This window comes from Pontibacter locisalis (genome assembly GCF_042684605.1).
Classification (GTDB): Bacteria; Bacteroidota; Bacteroidia; order Cytophagales; family Hymenobacteraceae; genus Pontibacter; species Pontibacter locisalis.
The window spans coordinates 41,049-56,956 of the sequence record NZ_JBHULU010000017.1 but is presented as its reverse complement, the minus strand read 5'-3'; the positions used below and the strand labels follow the sequence as shown (position 1 = coordinate 56,956).

General features: G+C 44.0%; 16 protein-coding genes. 10 read left to right on the top strand and 6 right to left on the bottom strand.

The genetic code is table 11. The annotated features are described in order from the left end of the window. Nucleotides 1-120 precede the first annotated feature (120 nt). From ACFSRY_RS12985 to ACFSRY_RS12975, 3 genes are all read left to right on the top strand, one after another. Entirely contained in the window at nt 121-408 is a 288-nt protein-coding gene (locus ACFSRY_RS12985; RefSeq protein ID WP_377508133.1) for a hypothetical protein, read from the top strand. Nucleotides 409-610: 202 nt separating this feature from the next. Continuing rightward, nucleotides 611-970: a hypothetical protein gene (locus ACFSRY_RS12980; protein ID WP_377508130.1), complete on the top strand. Its 360-nt coding sequence runs from the start codon at nt 611-613 to the stop codon at nt 968-970. A gap of 129 nt (nt 971-1,099) precedes the next feature. Then, nucleotides 1,100-2,593 carry an amino acid permease gene (locus ACFSRY_RS12975; RefSeq protein WP_377508126.1) on the top strand — a complete coding sequence of 498 codons (1,494 nt, stop codon included), beginning with the start codon at nt 1,100-1,102 and terminating at the stop codon, nt 2,591-2,593. A gap of 598 nt (nt 2,594-3,191) precedes the next feature. On the opposite strand, the gene ACFSRY_RS12970 is transcribed toward ACFSRY_RS12975, so the two are convergent. Then, nucleotides 3,192-3,350 carry a hypothetical protein gene (locus tag ACFSRY_RS12970; RefSeq protein WP_377508123.1) on the bottom strand — a complete coding sequence of 53 codons (159 nt, stop codon included), beginning with the start codon at nt 3,348-3,350 and terminating at the stop codon, nt 3,192-3,194. 459 nt (nt 3,351-3,809) lie between these two features. Between ACFSRY_RS12970 and ACFSRY_RS12965 the strand changes: the two genes are divergently transcribed. The 4 genes from ACFSRY_RS12965 (at nt 3,810) to ACFSRY_RS12950 (ending at nt 7,054) form a co-directional block, all read left to right on the top strand. Next, entirely contained in the window at nt 3,810-4,736 is a 927-nt protein-coding gene (locus ACFSRY_RS12965) for a halocarboxylic acid dehydrogenase DehI family protein (RefSeq protein ID WP_377508120.1), read from the top strand. Between the two features lie 278 nt (nt 4,737-5,014). Next, nucleotides 5,015-5,401: a response regulator gene (locus tag ACFSRY_RS12960; RefSeq protein ID WP_377508117.1), complete on the top strand. Its 387-nt coding sequence runs from the start codon at nt 5,015-5,017 to the stop codon at nt 5,399-5,401. Nucleotides 5,402-5,726: 325 nt separating this feature from the next. Continuing rightward, nucleotides 5,727-5,918, top strand: a complete 192-nt coding sequence (locus ACFSRY_RS12955; RefSeq protein ID WP_377508114.1) for a cold-shock protein — start codon at nt 5,727-5,729, stop codon at nt 5,916-5,918. A 347-nt stretch (nt 5,919-6,265) separates the two neighbouring features. Continuing rightward, a complete protein-coding gene (locus tag ACFSRY_RS12950) occupies nt 6,266-7,054 on the top strand; it encodes a PhzF family phenazine biosynthesis protein (protein WP_377508111.1) in 789 nt (262 codons plus the stop codon). 32 nt (nt 7,055-7,086) lie between these two features. Here the strand turns inward: ACFSRY_RS12950 and crcB are convergent, their stop codons facing one another. Beyond that, nucleotides 7,087-7,458, bottom strand: coding sequence for a fluoride efflux transporter CrcB (gene crcB / locus ACFSRY_RS12945; protein WP_377508107.1), 372 nt, complete (start codon nt 7,456-7,458; stop codon nt 7,087-7,089). Between the two features lie 110 nt (nt 7,459-7,568). Then, nucleotides 7,569-9,179 carry an amidase gene (locus tag ACFSRY_RS12940; protein ID WP_377508104.1) on the bottom strand — a complete coding sequence of 537 codons (1,611 nt, stop codon included), beginning with the start codon at nt 9,177-9,179 and terminating at the stop codon, nt 7,569-7,571. A gap of 377 nt (nt 9,180-9,556) precedes the next feature. On the opposite strand from ACFSRY_RS12940, the gene ACFSRY_RS12935 reads away from it, so the two are divergent. Next, nucleotides 9,557-9,718: a hypothetical protein gene (locus tag ACFSRY_RS12935; RefSeq protein WP_377508101.1), complete on the top strand. Its 162-nt coding sequence runs from the start codon at nt 9,557-9,559 to the stop codon at nt 9,716-9,718. Nucleotides 9,719-9,770: 52 nt separating this feature from the next. Here the strand turns inward: ACFSRY_RS12935 and ACFSRY_RS12930 are convergent, their stop codons facing one another. The 3 genes from ACFSRY_RS12930 to ACFSRY_RS12920 form a co-directional block, all read right to left on the bottom strand. Next, nucleotides 9,771-11,297 carry an outer membrane protein assembly factor BamB family protein gene (locus ACFSRY_RS12930; RefSeq protein WP_377508098.1) on the bottom strand — a complete coding sequence of 509 codons (1,527 nt, stop codon included), beginning with the start codon at nt 11,295-11,297 and terminating at the stop codon, nt 9,771-9,773. 627 nt (nt 11,298-11,924) lie between these two features. Beyond that, nucleotides 11,925-12,557 (bottom strand): response regulator, encoded by a 633-nt coding sequence (locus tag ACFSRY_RS12925; protein WP_377508095.1) that lies wholly within the window; start codon nt 12,555-12,557, stop codon nt 11,925-11,927. 9 nt (nt 12,558-12,566) lie between these two features. Then, the gene (locus ACFSRY_RS12920) at nt 12,567-14,552 is read right to left on the bottom strand and encodes a tetratricopeptide repeat-containing sensor histidine kinase (RefSeq protein ID WP_377508092.1); all 1,986 of its coding nucleotides are present in this window, start codon (nt 14,550-14,552) and stop codon (nt 12,567-12,569) included. Between the two features lie 286 nt (nt 14,553-14,838). Between ACFSRY_RS12920 and ACFSRY_RS12915 the strand changes: the two genes are divergently transcribed. Both ACFSRY_RS12915 and ACFSRY_RS12910 read left to right on the top strand, forming a co-directional pair. Then, on the top strand, nt 14,839-15,396 hold the full coding sequence (locus tag ACFSRY_RS12915; RefSeq protein ID WP_377508089.1) for a DUF3575 domain-containing protein: 558 nt from the start codon (nt 14,839-14,841) through the stop codon (nt 15,394-15,396). Between the two features lie 25 nt (nt 15,397-15,421). Continuing rightward, nucleotides 15,422-15,908: hypothetical protein (locus ACFSRY_RS12910; RefSeq protein ID WP_377508086.1), on the top strand; the 487-nt coding region annotated here is incomplete at its 3' end.

The window sequence follows — 15,908 nt, the reverse complement described above, 5'->3', positions numbered from 1 at the left end:
CCCTTAAGTGTTGTTTAAGACTCTATCACATTATTCCTTTGCTAAATGTTAACAACAGGTATATCTTTTTTTATAAAGAAGCTGACTGTACTGATCGCGGTTTTACTGTGTAGTGTACTGATGATTTCCATACCTGTTCTTTTGAATGCAGCCCCTGCTAAAGACACACCGACCATCAGTGCCGAAGTTGAGCTAAATGACTCCTCCCTTGGTTTCACAGCTGGCAAGATAACTTCAGGAAATCCTGAAGCAGTCTTACAACTGGATAAGACAGTGGTTCGTCTACTGTCTCATAGCCTTTTAAAGCAGATTCACCCAGAGCACTTCAGCACTTCAGCTGTGCCCGTTTCTTATCGTATCTTCATAAAGGTTTGTAGCCTTAACTCCATCCTCACCAAAGGTCCCTAGCATCCTATCTGTTTTTAAAGCAGTTCTTATTTAAAAAAGGAATTTAGGACCTGCTCTATTTCTAATTCTCACTTCTTAGGGATAAAGATGTAGAGCTTTCTATTCTCCATGTTTATTTAACACCTCCCATTGCAGCTTTAGTAAAGGAGCGTAATGGTTAGGCTTTATAAAAGGGATATTCTTACCGCTGGATTATAAAATTGTGAAACGGATAAAAAACATAGTTGTAATTACTCTCCTACTAATTGGTGGGCTATGGCTGTGCGTTTCTGTTTCATTTGAAAAAAAGCTCAACCAGTATCACACTTTAGCGAAGACTTCTGAAGGATCAAAAGAACACTTAAGCCAGGAAAAGCATAGCAAATCGACTGCTTGGTTTGAGCAGATTGCACCATGCGGAGCCTCTGTTAATTTGGCAGAAAAGCTGCCGGCTTTTTTGATGTTGCCGTTTCACTTCCTGCCAGTGCACAATTGGCAGCACATTTCGCTAAAAGCCTCTAAAGTAACCCTTTACTTTACTTCATTGTCGGAACAGTTCCGGATATTGCCAAACGCCCCTTAGCCTTTCTGAATCCCCTGAATCACCTTTTGAAGGTGACCTCCTATTGTTGGAAGAATCAGGTAAAGAGTTTAATGCCTTGCCAGCGCACAGTTGGCCAATGAAAATATTTAATCTTTTATCTCAAAAAAGATGGCTAAGAACATATTCGCGACAAAATCTGTCGAAAAATTAATAAAAGAATCAGAGGGCGGGGAACACGGTTTAAAAAGAACCCTCACAGCCTCTAACCTCACCATGTTAGGTGTCGGCGCTATAATAGGCGCAGGTATATTTGTTTTAACAGGAACAGCCGCTGCCAATGCTGCCGGACCTGCCATTGTTATCTCCTTTTTGATTGCAGGTTTGGGCTGCTTATTTGCGGGTCTGTGCTATGCAGAATTTGCATCCATGATTCCTGTTGCCGGCAGCGCTTACACTTACGGTTACGCCACGCTAGGTGAATTTATTGCCTGGATCATTGGTTGGGACCTGGTGTTGGAATACTTGTTTGGGGCAGCCACTGTGGCTGTAGGGTGGAGCGGAAACTTCGTAAGCTTGCTCAAATCTCTGGGTATAACAATACCTGCTGCCATAGCCTCCGCACCGCTTGCTTACAATGGGGCCTCTTTTGAGGCAACAGGTACAATCATTAACCTGCCAGCCATAATTCTCATATTGGTGATGACAGCTTTACTGGTAGTGGGAATACAAGAATCTGCCAAGTTCAATAACATCATTGTTGTGGTTAAAGTGGTCATTGTTCTTTTGGTGATCGGGTTTGGCTTTCAGTATGTAGACTCTGCCAACTGGGAACCATTTATTCCAGGCAAAGAGATTCTGACGGATGGAAGTTCCCGCTACGGATGGCAAGGTGTTGTTGCCGGCGCCGCCATTGTGTTCTTTTCCTACATCGGATTTGATGCAGTGAGCACAGCGGCCCAGGAAGCCAAAAACCCGCAGCGTGACATGCCAATCGGTATGCTTGCATCTTTAGGAGTTTGCACGATACTGTACGTGCTGATGTCGCTGGTGCTGACCGGTATTGTTCCTTATGAATCCCTGAATGTACCTGACCCAGTGTTGCTGGCCTTACAGGCAGCCGGACCTGGTTTAAAGTGGCTTTATTTTCTGACTGGAGTGGGTGCAGTGGCTGGTCTGGCCTCGGTAGTGCTTGTAATGCTGATGGCTCAGCCACGTATTTTTTACTCTATGAGCCGAGATGGTCTGCTTCCGGCATTCTTCGGAAAGGTACATCCCAAATATAACACACCCTATGTACCCACCATTATTACAGGTGTGGTAGCTGCTATCATAGCCGGTATTTTCCCTATAGGCTTACTTGGTGAACTGGTTAGCATTGGTACCCTGCTGGCTTTTGTTATTGTGTGTGCCGGTATCATAGTTCTGCGCCGCACCAGCCCTGATTTGAAGCGTCCCTTCAAAACGCCATTTGTGCCGCTTATACCTATTCTTGGGATTTTAATTTGTGGCTATATGATGGTTAATCTTGGTGGAGACACTTGGCTACGGCTCATAGTGTGGATGGCGATTGGAGTTGCCATTTATTTCCTCTATGGGCGTCGGCATAGTAAATTAGGGAAAGCATCTGAGACACCTTTACCTGTAAAAGAACTGGTAAGTTAACCCGATTTGTAATGAAATATAAAATCCGTCGTTTATGGCGGCGGATTTTATATTTTATGTATTAATTCTCATAAATGCCCATGAATACATTGCACCTCCTCATATTCCTAACTTTCCTTACCCTGCTTACTTTCTACTACAGGTATGCAGACAAGAAAAAGAAGCAATAACACCCAGACTAACTTTATACATCGCTTTGTTTTAATCTTTTAAACTCAAGGAGTATAAGATGCTAACTGCCATTAAGCAGCCCTAACTTGAGAAATACCTACACCTCTCCTACCGCTAGATGATCTTTCAAAACCATTGAATCCCTGTGGAAATGGTTCGATAATTCCATCCTCGGTCTACCTCAGCAAAAAGCCGCTTCACCTCAAATGGGGCGGCTTTTTTGGTTCGATAAGTTCCACCTTGGATTCTCTTTTAGTAGTTATACAGTATACCGAAGTCGAGGCATCTGGATCAAAGCAGAAGAAAGCACGATTCCAGCCTAGTTGTTGTATAAGATGCAAAATTACTAGTCTTGATTTTTATGGGGACCACTACACTATATTAAAGCAAGGAACCAGGTAATACTCTGAAAGAGAAAGAGACAGCATTAGTCTTCGGTTTTGGGAATCCTCCCAGTTTCATCATTTCCTGCTGAATCGCGTTTACCTTTTTTTGCCGCTTCTTTAAGGGACTTCTGATGTTCTTTCCTTTCCTTAAATTCTTTTTGGCGCTGCTTCTTTTGTTGGTCTCCTGATCTGGTACTCATTGTCTAATCTTGTTTCTTGTAACTAACCTTTGAACTTTGTTAAACCCTTTCTTCCACAAATATCCTATTTATACCCTTAAACGAGATTAAAGTACTTTCTGCGTTAGGGGTAACAGGATGAATGGCATTTTCTGGATCAGAATGGGTTTACCAACGGCTTTTGTTAGGTAAGAAACACATTACTTAGTAAAATATCAAAAGCATTGCCTGTATAGAGCAGTACTTTCAACTGGATTTTAGTTGTCTTTGCCATTGTTTCTATATCTCCTCTTCCACGTACAGCAGAGGCTGTATTTGTGTGCTTTGGAATAAATGCCGTATAGCTTATCTGTAATACCCTTCAACAGTTCGCGTGGCCCTCTTGCTGTGCTTATCAACGCCACAGTAAGAAAAGCATGTAAGGGGTGAATCACAACAGACTTAAGCAGAAATCAAATAGTTCAATTTTAAAACATCGGTATGGAAGGCAGAAGAGACAGAACCAAAGATATAGAAAGAGGAATGAAGATTATCGCAAACTTACCTGACATCATGCCCGACCAGGCCGATGAGCGGATAAAGCCTGTTTATGAATCTATTCAGCAGACGTTGCGTGTTCCGATTGTTAACCTGATCTTCCGGACACTGGCCAATTATCCAGACTACTTTCTGCACCTTTGGGAGCAACTAAGCCTTAAGCTGCGTACCAAAGCTTTTGAGCAGGCTGCAGATAACCTACGTAACGAGGCTTTATTAAAACCTGTGCCTGATGTGTCGGAAGTGGATTGGGAAAACATCCATGATATAAACAAGCTGCGGTCCTTCAACGATACAATTCACTATGTTCTTCCCAAGCTACTCATCCTTACTACTGCCTTCGAAGAATCTACTTTTGGTTTAGATGCAGAGAATGGCAGCAGCAACCAAATAAAAAATGCCTCTGAAGAAATTCCTTTGGGTGCGGCAAAAGGTACCACTAAGGTAAAGATGATAGATCCCGACAAAGCGTCTGACCGGGTGCAGGATCTTTTCGAATCAATTAAGGAATCACATGGTCATCCGCTTGTATCTTCTTACTTCCGTGGCCTCGGAAACTGGCCGGATTTTCTGGAAGAAACCTGGAATCGCCTCCAGCCAATTGTTGGCACCTCTGTTTATGAAGAGCGGAAACATAAGCTTATTGCGCGAGCAGAGCTAGCCTCACAGCAATTGAGTTTTCCCAAACTAAAAACAACTATGCTCAATGAGGAACAATCTTCAGAGGTGCATGCCATAATTGCAGCATTCCGCCTCAAGTTCATACCCGAAATGCTGCTCGATGTGGCACTGATCAAAGCAATGCTGGATGGCTCTGAAGCAGCTTCCTCCTCACCTTTCAGCGCAACCGGTGCCGTAAGCGAACAGTAGTTACATTCCACTGGACTTACATCAAATACCCAATACTTTCAAACATGATTGAATGAGCGGAACCGTTGCTACTTTCCCATTTTTCTAAGTGAGGTATAAAGTGAAGTATTTTAAAGGAAAATAATCTACAAGCTTTTATAAACACTTTTAACAAGCCGCTGTTCCTATTATCCTGATTCACTGAAATAATTGCAAATAAATAATTTAGCACATTCGGCAACTATCCGGAATAATTTCATAGCTTGTATAGCTATTGGAAACCAACTTGAATCCCCGTTATGGAAAAGATAGGTCGCATTTTAATTGTGGACGACGACGAGACTAGTATTTTTCTGACAAGGCGCTTACTCAATACCCTGGGTATCGGCTCAAATGTTCGTACTGCACATGATGGCGTGGGAGGATTGGCTATTCTTAAGGATGCTCTAGAAAAGGGAGAACTGCCTCAACTCATCCTGGTTGATATTAACATGCATGGTATGGGTGGGTTTGCTTTCCTGGAAGAACTAGGAAAACTCAGGTACGTGAACCTCATCGATACAAAGATCGTCCTGCTCAGTGGTTCTCAGAGTCCGCTGGACATTGAGTTGGCTGAAAGGCATCTGTCTGCAACTTTAGTTCAAAAGCCACTCACAAGAGACAAGTTGCTTTCTGTGCTTGATTAATCAATTCGTAGGCACCTTGTACTGTCCTATCCGATAACAGCATTATTTCTGTGTGATTGCTAAAGTAATATGAAAGGCATTGGTCAGGTATATTTTTTCATTGTTATTCCCTCACTTTTTAAATCATAGGTTCTTACCTGTGCCTGTAGTATCTGTAGCTACTGCATATGATGAACTGTTACAAATGATCTAAAAATTTAATTAAAAAAAAGAACCTGATAAATGAGAATAAGATGGTTTTGTAAAATATTTACAGTATATTGTAGAAAATAATGAACAAATATACCGCTGCGAATGTAGTAGGTGTATAATAACAAAAAACAATATGAATAGAGGAACAGTAAAATTCTTTAATGACGAAAAAGGATTCGGTTTTATTAAAGATGAAAATTCAAACCAGGAATACTTCGTACACGCTTCTGGCCTTATAGATGAGATCAGGGAAAACGACGAAGTTAGCTTTGAACTGCAGGAAGGAAAAAAAGGACTGAACGCGGTTAACGTAAAGCGCGCTTAGTTTTAAGTATAAACCCATAGAAGAAGCCTTACCCTCCGGTAAGGCTTTTTTTTTACCCATATACCTCCTGGTAACCAGAAGGCTGGGAGCTGCCTGGTCGGCTACCTAAGCAATATCATCAGCATGTTTAAATTAGCTTCTAAAGAATTCATTAGTTATAGTTTCGTATTTAAAAAAGTCTTACCCCTGTACCTTAGGCAGGACAACAGGAAAGAGTAAAAGAGGCGAAGTTAATAGACAAAGAATCCACAGATAAAGCCAATAGGGAAGCATTGACTACCTTTGAGGAGCAAGTAAAGCCAAGAGAAATCAACTTTTGGTGCCGTTAAGTACTTGCACAATATTTTATGAAGTTAGACCTATATCAAATTGACGCTTTTACGGATCACATCTTTGGTGGTAATCCTGCCTGCGTTGTTCCGCTCAGTTCCTGGCCTGCTGATGACCTGCTCATGAAAATTGCCAGGGAGAATGCCGTCGCAGAGACTGCTTTCTTTATAGACAACGGAGAAAGAATTCATCTACGCTGGTTTACGCCTGAAATTGAAATGGATTTGTGCGGACATGCTACCCTGGCAACTGCACATGTGCTAAAGGCAATCCTACGCTACCCAAAAGACAGCCTTGTATTTGACACCTTAAGTGGAGAGTTAACTGTCTTTGCAAACAAGGACACATACACCCTGGACCTTCCCTCCAGAAACCCTACACCTTCAGAACTGCCGGTAATCATAAGAGAATCCCTCAACATACAGCCTAAGCAAGTCTTAAAATCAAGGGACTATGTATTGGTTTATGAGACGGAACAGGAGATTAGGAACATTACTATCGACCGCCAATCCTTTGATAAAATAAATCTTGACCCGGGCGGTGTGGTAGTTACTGCACCTGGTCTTGATTGCGACTTTGTTTCCAGGTATTTTACTCCACAGTCTTCCATTCTGGAAGATCCTGTTACGGGATCAGCCCATTGTTCTCTGGTACCTTACTGGAGCGGGCGGCTAAATAAAAAAGAGTTGAAGGCAAGGCAGCTTTCCGCAAGGCAGGGCTCCTTATATTGCCTCGACATGGGAGGCAGGATACACCTAAGCGGAAAAGCGAAAACTTACTCTGTCGGCACCCTATGGACCGAATAAAACGGAAGTATTTTCACGAGTGAAGCGCCATCTCAGAACAGCTTGACAAGAGCTATACCGATGAAGGTGGCAAGGAGCCCCACTACTATGCTAGCAAAAATGTATGCTGCTGCAGGAAAGTGCTGCCCATCACGAAGCAAAATAACTGTTTCGTATGAAAAGGAAGAAAACGTGGTGAATCCGCCAAGTACCCCGGTTGCAAGAAATAACCGCCACTCCTGTGGCAGGTTATTCCGTTCTGCCACTGCAAAGACAACACCAATAAGAAGGCAACCGATTATATTGACGCTAAAGGTGCCGTAAGGAAAAGCGGCAGGGTACCTTGCCTGAACAAACTGGGAAAGCAGGTAGCGCAGCGCACCGCCGATAAAGCTACCTGACCCAATTGCTAATATTATTTTCACTCTCGATTTTTCTCGTTTTTGGTTTTGAAATTACCCTTTCTGCATAAATATGCTACTTTGTTATAGGGCAGATAAGCTTGAAAGCTCAAAACTCAAAGCTTCTACTTAGACTACTGCAGAAACTTTGGAGCTTTGCGGTGTTTGGTCCCCGTTTCATAGCCATAGGCTATTTCCAGTAAAACTGGTTCGCTCCAAGCTCTTCCGAAGAAAGAGATACCAACCGGAAGTTCTCCCACAAAACCCATGGGTACGGTAATGGCCGGATACCCCGCCTGCGCTGCTGGGGAAGAGCTGCCCAACTGAAAGCTATCCCCATTAACCAGGTCTGTTTTCCAGGCAGGACCTCCTGTAGGGGCCACGATGGCATCCAGTTTATGTTTGTCCATTACTTTGTCTAAACCTTCTTCCCGAGTGCCTTTCATCAGCTTAGCCAATGCCTCTTTATATTCTTTCGAGTTGAGGTCTCCTTTCTTCTGAGCCATCTCCAGGTAGCGCTGGTTGAAGTGCTGCAACTCTAATGTGTCAGCCTTATTAAATGCTATCAAGTCTTCGATGCTCTTAATGCGCGCATCAGGCCCGAGAGATTTAAAATATTCATTTAAGCCATGTTTATATTCATACAACATGATCTCAAATGATTGGTTACCTACTCCAGGACTGGATATCTCATTTATCTCCACGATTTCGGCTCCCTGGCTCTTAAGAAAATCAACTGCCTTGTACATCAGTGAATCCACTTTGTAGTTTACACCAAGCGGTGCCTTATAAAAACCAATTCGCTTTCCCTTCAAGCCATCTGCCTTCAAGAACTGGGTGTAATCTTTATAAAATTTCCCCTGGCTATCCAGTGTTTTCTCATCTGCAGGATCTACCCCCACCATGGCGCCCAAGCCGATGGCAGCATCGCGTACCGTCCGGGCCATTGGCCCAGGCGTATCCTGTGTAGAAGAGATGGGAATCACTCCGGACCGGCTTATCAGGCCTACCGTTGGTTTGATGCCTACAATACCGCTGGCATGCGATGGGCAGACAATGGACCCGTTTGTTTCCGTGCCGATAGCGAGCACTGTAAGGTTAGCAGCCACAGCTACAGCTGATCCTGAGCTGGATCCGCAGGGGTTCCTGCTCAGTACATATGGGTTCTTTGTTTGCCCGCCCAGGCCGCTCCAGCCACTGGTGGATAGCTCTCCCCGGAAGTTTGCCCACTCACTCAGGTTGGCCTTTCCGATGATCACTGCTCCGGCTTCTCTTAACTGCTTTGCAAGATAGCTGTCCTGCAAGGGGTATGAATCCGCTAAAGCCCTGGACCCGGCAGTAGTTGGCATCTTATCATGTGTGTCAATATTATCTTTTAATACAACGGGTATGCCATGCAGGGGGCCTCTTACTTTTCCTTCCTTCCTCTCCTTATCCAGCTCTTCGGCAATTTGTACAGCATCCGGGTTCACTGCAATAATTGAACTCAGCGCCGGACCATTTTTATCTATCTGCTCTATCCTATTCAGGTAAGCCTGAACCACCTCCTTTGAGGTTAGGGTGCCGTCCTTATACTTCTGCTGGAGCTGTGTTATTTCCAACTCCACAATTCTGGAATTGTCAGTGCTTACAACCTTATTTTCGCTTGGACGGGTCTGGCAAGAAGTTTGAACAAATAAAAGGGAACTAGCTGTCATAAGACACACAACACCTCTTGAAAGGTTCTTCCAGTTTGAAGAATTCATAGGACGATTTATGTTTGAGAATGTGAATTGCTAAATTACGTAGACTCTGTTAACAGAAAGAACTTCCCTCCCTTCAAAGCCACTTTATACATTAACCTAGCAGTAATTTAGGTAATTTATTCTACAGATAAAATTAGAGGGTTTTTCTCCGCTTATTAATTGGCTGCCACTACGCCCACGCAAGCCACTTGAAACTCATTCTGTCCTTACTAAGTGCCTTTGTTAATTTCCTTACGTGTACGGAGAAAAGATCCTGAGCGACAACTTGATCTTACCAGGCGCATACCATGGAGATGATACCTCTTAGTTATGGATGAAAGGAAATTTGAACTGTTGCCTAACTTTAAGTACCTGTTACAAAGAAACTGAATTTCTCCGTGGATTACATCCTGGGAAACACCGCGCGAAGCTATAGCAACACCGGATTCGGACGTAAGCTCAGCTACCGCTGGATCACTGCTTTTGGCGCGGCCATACCGGGACCCGAAAGCGGGAACAAGTATGCCGGATTTCTACAGATCAGGTATTTAGGCAAATAAACACCACACCTCGCCAACAGCAGTTTAGCACCATGAAGCAATAGCAGTAGCCTCACCGCTTCACAGTATACGCATACACTCCATTCTCTCCCTTGTCTGCCCATTTGAACATACCGGGAACGCCTCCCCCGAAATACAGGTTATTACCATCTACCCAAAGCCATGAAATGATCGGAGCAGGGACTTTTGTGGTCATCAGTTGCTTTCCGTCTTTTGCATTATAGGCCTGGAGCGTGCCGTCCAGTGACCCGAGGAAATAAACATCATTTGCCAGGTAGCCCGGCACGATGGCGGCTGGCTGCGCATGGTTCACCACCCACTGATGCTCCCCTGTGGCTGCATTAAGTTTCTTGACTGAAATCTTTACTTTATCGGGAGGCATGGTGTGTACATAGCTGTTGTTGCTCCAGGTAAGAACGGAGCCATCTCCAATAGAGGCTTCCCCGTGCATACCCCCATCAATTCCACCGTACCCGATGTTGGTGCTCCAGATTTTCTCTCCTGTTTGGGCATCAAAGGAATAGAAGATACCGCTCTTCTGACCTGCTCCTACCAGTTTGCGGGGCTGCCCGTTCACATCGGCAACGAAAAGCTGTGGACCTCCGGCAAAGTCATAGTCAGGGCCTTTCTGGTCTGCCTTTGTCCACACATCGTGCTGGGTTACCTGGTTATGCCACTTCACCTGCCCAGTTTTGGCATCCACGGCTATGATCGCATCTGACATATTGGTTGCCTCCCCTGTGTAGTTATTGCCGGTCGTGAAATAGAGCATGTTTAGGTCCGGGTCCAGTGCAAAAGAGCTCCATACAGCACAGCCGTTGTGCGGCGGCTCCACTAACACCCGCTCCCATGCAAGCGTTCCGTCACTGGCTCTTAATGCTACAACTTTACCCTGAAAGTCTGGCTTAAAGTCCTTCTTCATACCTGTCATAGGCTCCTCCACTGATGACACGCCAATGTATACAAGCCCATCATGATACAGGAGCGTGCTTAAATTACCTGCTTCCGTATCATCTGTAAACCTTGTCTTCCAGAGCACATCCCCTGTAGCCGGATTCAACGCAAACGCAGTTCCCTCCACACTCGCCTCAAAAAGCTTACCTTCACCCAGAGTTCCTGTGCCAGCGAAGCCATGCCATGGCCACATGGTCTGTGGCTTTTCAATTTCTTTTTTCCAAATGAGCTTGCCTGTACTCGCATCCACTTTATAAACGGTGCCCCCCCAATCTCCGAAATAGATACCAGTTTCATCAACAAGCGGTGTGTGGCTGACAGGTGTGGGCGTAGCGTACTTCCAGTTAAGCGCCATGCTGCCTACGTTGCTGCTGTTGATGGTTGTTTTCATACTGGCGTGCTGGTTCCAGAGCGTTTCCTCAACTTCGGGATTCCTGTTGATCGCAGTTGCAGCAGGAGCCGCTGCCACAGTCACTGCTTCCACTGCCACAGCTTCAACGTCAGCTGCTGCATCAGTGGCTGTTTGTGTGGTGGAGGCTGTATTGCAGGAAGAAAGAAGACTTGCCGTGAATAACGCTGGAAGAGTAAAACTTTTGATGAGGACTCTAAAAGTAAAAATTTTCATAGCTTATAGAAAAAGTTGGTAAAATAGTAAGCTATACAGTGCCGCCGGAACCTGAGTTCATGACTTGCCTGCATATACCTCTTATAATACCTCATTGAACAGCTCATGGTTACAAGTAACTGAATTTCAACATTTAAAATTAGACACTAATGTAATTTACTCCTTTCCCTCCTTCTACTTTTTTCCTTTTTTCTCATCAAGACACAGGGGTTGTTAAGTAAAACAGAGCTGGTGGGAACGACAGCTTTACTGTAGTTATACAATTTCTTATGTACAAAACCCATTCTTTGCCTTTTCTGTTGATTACATATTTACACAGCACCAACTGCCCCTAAAAAAAGCGGCTAAAAATCAGAATTAAGTTTTCTATATAAGGCTGATGTGTCACCTTCCCTGTAACTGCTGCACAATTCTTGTTGCGTTCCGAACACAGGATCTTTGGGCATTTTACTGCTGCCCCGAACATCTCACCCGGACCAACACAACCGTTTATAAGCCTGGACTAAAACAATTGGTATAACAAGCTATTTGGAATGCAGCCTCGCTCTTAACCTTTAAAAGGTTAAACCTGGAAGGGTACCTAATTTACTACTATAAGACAGGGCGGCTCTGAGTTATAGTAGCACCTTAGATCAGCCCTCTCTTGTGTGCTTCATTAACCAGGCTGGCGGTATTTTTAGCACCTAACTTTTGAGTAATGTTCAGGCGGTGGGTCTGTACGGTACGCAAGCTGATGAAGAGAGCGTCGGCAATTTCCTGATTGGTATGCTCTTTGGCAACCATGGCCAGAATTTCTTCTTCACGCTTAGTGAGCAACACCTGTTGCAGGTTGCGCTTTTTCCCCGTTAGCATCTCCTCCATCATATTTTTCTGGATCTGGGGGTCAATGAACTGCTGCCCACTCAAAACGGTGTCTATGGCTTTAAAAAGGGTTGGTTGATCGGTGTTTTTAAGTAAATAGCCTTGTGCACCATTACGCATCATCTGTTTAACATAATGCGACTCTTCGAAATTAGTGAGTGCTATAACTTTAGTACCGGAATACTGCCGTGTAACAGTTTTGCATAACTCAATTCCACTCTGATCAGGCATCTGTATATCAAGTAAAAGTACATCAGGAGTTTGTACCTGCAGGGCAGCTAAAAGTTGTTCCCCATTAGTTGCCGCAAAGAGCAAATTAAACTGCTCTTTGCTTTCCAGCATGGCTTTGAGGCCTCCGATGACTAAGAGGTGATCGTCGGCGATGGCTACTTGTATCATGACTATATCTTAAACAGCTATGGTTTCAGCAGTGTCCTTTTCAAGAAAAGGAGTAATGTCAAATTCGGCATATACTGTGGTACCGTTACCAGGCGATGTTTCAACGGTTAACTCGCCGTGCATTTCTTTTGCACGTGCCTGCAGATTAGCAAGACCGATGCCTTTACCTTCAGCCATTTCAAAGCCTTTACCATTATCTTCCACCGTCAGCTGTAGTACATTATCATGAAGACTGAGTTGTACCAGCGCCTGTGTAGCATCTGCATGCTTGATGATGTTATTAATTAACTCCTGCACCATGCGGTAGAGCACCAGCTTGAAACTGTTTTTAAGTCTGATGCTTTCACCCAGGTAGTAAAAGTCTACCTGAAGGTAGGCATTGCTAACGCTTCTGCAGAAATTTGACAGTGCCTCATCCAGTTCATAAAGCAGGAACATCTCCGGAGAGAGGTTATGTGCAATACTTCTTACTTCCCGGGCAGCAGCATCTAGCATAGACGATGTGTGCTGGAACTTATCTGTCTGCCCTGCCCAATCAACCTCACTTTGAAGCACGCTCAAATGCATTTTGGCAGCTGATAAAATACCTCCTACCCCATCGTGCAACTCCCTGGCCAGTCGGCTTCTTTCTTTTTCTTCTCCCTCTATCATAGCCATAAGCGCCTTTAGCTCACTTTCCTGCTTCAGAACCTGAAGTATTTGTGCATTCGTTTTTTGCTTCTCGCGGTAGCGCATATAAAAAGCTATAACGACGGAGAGAAGTATTAAAACCACAGCCAGAGACAAGTATATTAACCTGTTCCTCTTCTCAATCTCCAGATTATTTTGAGCCAGCACCAGCTTTTGCTGCGCGATTTCCATTTCCTTTTGCGCCGTCTGATACTCGATCTCCATACGCTGTATACTTTGTTGGGTCTCAGCACTTACCAGCGAATCATTTAAGGCCCCGTATTTCTTATGATAGTCAAGTGCCAGTTGAGGATTATTCTTCTTTTCATAAAGTTCATACCCCAACTGATACACAGGCTTTAGAAACAGAGGTGCGTTAACCTGCTGAGCAAGGGCTATGCTTCTTTTGAAATAATTTTCTGCCTGACTCAGCTTTCCTAGTTTCAGGCAGGCAGTAGAGATACCCATAGAGATAGCAAACTCATGCCCTGGGGAGGGGTAGTTTTCCAATACCTGCAGGCCCTGATGGTAATAGGTGAGCGCGTCGCTATATCTTTTCCTTTCTATTTCCAGGTCGCCCAAATTAAAGTAGGCAAGAATTTGCAAGGCGGGATCTGCCAATTTTTTAGCCAGCTGTAGCTGCTCCAACGAATACTTTGATGCCGCATCGTAGTTGCTGAGCCCTAGTTGGCTTTGAACCATTGTTGTAAGGCATTTAGCCATACCAAGGCTATCTTGTGTTTGCCTTGCCAGTTGATAGGCTTCATGAGCGTAGCTGAAAGATTTCTCATAGTCACCGATTTCCCCTATTACAGTAGCAAGATTTGTCCCGTACATTCTTTGGTTAGGTACATCTCCAATTCGCTGTGCAATCTTAAGGGCAGACAAATAGGCTGTAGATGCTGCAGTTACATCTCCCTGGCTGTGGTACATATTTCCAAGGAAGTTGTAGGACCTGGCCAGATCTTTCTGATCTACTTTTTTACTAACCTCAACAGCCTGTAGGGCCAGTGCAACACCTTCTGCATAACGCCCTTGCCTGTCAAGTACCTGTATCCTGGACCTTAAGCAAGTAGCTACTCCCCTCTTGTAACCTATCCTTTTTGAATGTTTGCCGGCTTCTAAAAAATAAGTTTCCGCAGCTTCAAGGCTGTCCTTATAAAGCTCATCCTGCCCAAGTTGCAAAAGCTTTTGCACGCGCAGGGTATCATTTGCAGACATTTGAGCAAAGCTGATCCTGCATGCCATCAGCAGAAAAAGCAGCAGCATAATGCTTCTGGAATTACTTAGGAGCACCTGAAGAAATAGTGAAGACAGAGCGCGCATAGGCTGTTAAATAAATAGGTAATAAACTCTACTAAATGTATACAAAAAACAGGATTTTACATCCTGAAAGAGACGACTTTATCTCTATGTTAAGCACTAACCGTCAACTCTGTTCCCTATACCCTTTAATCATTCAGTTCTGTCTGAAGTAAGATGGCCTAAGTACTACTACGTATTTCTCAAGATCATCTTTTCTGCGCACAATCCGGAGGATGCCCCAGCTTAACTTTGTATCAGTTAGTTAAGCAAAATAATCAACAACAAATCATTATAATCACATACCATTATGAAAAAATTCTTTTTACTCCAATTAGTAATAATTGCTATCTCAGCAGGAACTACTCAGGCTCAGAGCAGCCTGATCAAGGTCAACGTTCTTAGCCCTGTCGTTAGAACGGGCTCTGTGTTCTATGAACATGCAATCGCTGATGACAAGAGTCTGCAGTTGGGTGTTTTCTATACAAACTTCAAAGCAGATGACACTAGGTTCAGTGGCTATGGCATAACACCGGAATTTCGCAAGTACCTAAGTAAGTCTAAACAAGCACCAGCAGGATTCTACTTAGCACCATTTCTTCGCTATCAGTCTTTTAAGATAAAAGCAGATATGTCTGAAGGTGGAACAAGTATGGAGGCAAAGGGCTCATTGAACACTTTTGGTGGCGGTTTAACCATAGGAAACCAATGGATATTCGGGGAGCACTTTGTTGTAGATGCTTTTTTTGGCCCCAGCTACAATGCCGGAAAGGTGAAGGTAGAGAGCGGAGACGAGGACAGCATTGATGCAGGTTCTTTTAGTGGCTTTGGGATCCGTACGGGACTAGCGTTTGGTCTAAAGTTTTAATTCTTTAACCTTAAAAAATAAAACTATGAAAAAGTTATTATATCCATTTTTCGCTCTAGGCCTGTTGGCAATGGTTTCCTGCCAAAAAGAAGAAATCGAGCCGTTGCCACAGCCTGAACGTACAGCCACTATAGATGGTGCAAGCTATACGCTCAACAAAGGAGCAATCATAGATAACGGTGTCTACGGTGGAAGGTATGAGAAAACCTTCATCCTCTCTGATGCAGAAATAGATATTAAAAACCCTACGAAAGGCTCCTCCATCTACATCTTTGCCAGCCTAACCGCTCCAGGTACAGTGTTTTCTACCGGAACATTTATTCCTACTATCTTACGTATAGATGGTAAATACGAGGATGTAACCGGCAAGCATCTTGCTAATCAGTTATATGTTAAAGTTGATTCTAACGGAGATTCAAAAATTGATGAAAATGACATCTTATTACCTGCAAAAACGGGTACGATGAAAGTCTCGGGTACCTCTCCGAACTATACAGTTGATATAGATGTGA

Bases quoted from the DNA above. Each gene is read 5' to 3' on its own strand.
- ACFSRY_RS12985 (WP_377508133.1), top strand. From the start codon at position 121: ATGATTTCCATACCTGTTCTTTTGAATGCAGCCCCTGCTAAAGACACA.
- ACFSRY_RS12975 (WP_377508126.1), top strand. From the start codon at position 1,100: ATGGCTAAGAACATATTCGCGACAAAATCTGTCGAAAAATTAATAAAA.
- ACFSRY_RS12970 (WP_377508123.1), bottom strand. From the start codon at position 3,350: ATGAGTACCAGATCAGGAGACCAACAAAAGAAGCAGCGCCAAAAAGAA.
- ACFSRY_RS12965 (WP_377508120.1), top strand. From the start codon at position 3,810: ATGGAAGGCAGAAGAGACAGAACCAAAGATATAGAAAGAGGAATGAAG.
- ACFSRY_RS12960 (WP_377508117.1), top strand. From the start codon at position 5,015: ATGGAAAAGATAGGTCGCATTTTAATTGTGGACGACGACGAGACTAGT.
- ACFSRY_RS12955 (WP_377508114.1), top strand. From the start codon at position 5,727: ATGAATAGAGGAACAGTAAAATTCTTTAATGACGAAAAAGGATTCGGT.
- ACFSRY_RS12950 (WP_377508111.1), top strand. From the start codon at position 6,266: ATGAAGTTAGACCTATATCAAATTGACGCTTTTACGGATCACATCTTT.
- ACFSRY_RS12940 (WP_377508104.1), bottom strand. From the start codon at position 9,179: ATGAATTCTTCAAACTGGAAGAACCTTTCAAGAGGTGTTGTGTGTCTT.
- ACFSRY_RS12930 (WP_377508098.1), bottom strand. From the start codon at position 11,297: ATGAAAATTTTTACTTTTAGAGTCCTCATCAAAAGTTTTACTCTTCCA.
- ACFSRY_RS12925 (WP_377508095.1), bottom strand. From the start codon at position 12,557: ATGATACAAGTAGCCATCGCCGACGATCACCTCTTAGTCATCGGAGGC.
- ACFSRY_RS12920 (WP_377508092.1), bottom strand. From the start codon at position 14,552: ATGCGCGCTCTGTCTTCACTATTTCTTCAGGTGCTCCTAAGTAATTCC.
- ACFSRY_RS12915 (WP_377508089.1), top strand. From the start codon at position 14,839: ATGAAAAAATTCTTTTTACTCCAATTAGTAATAATTGCTATCTCAGCA.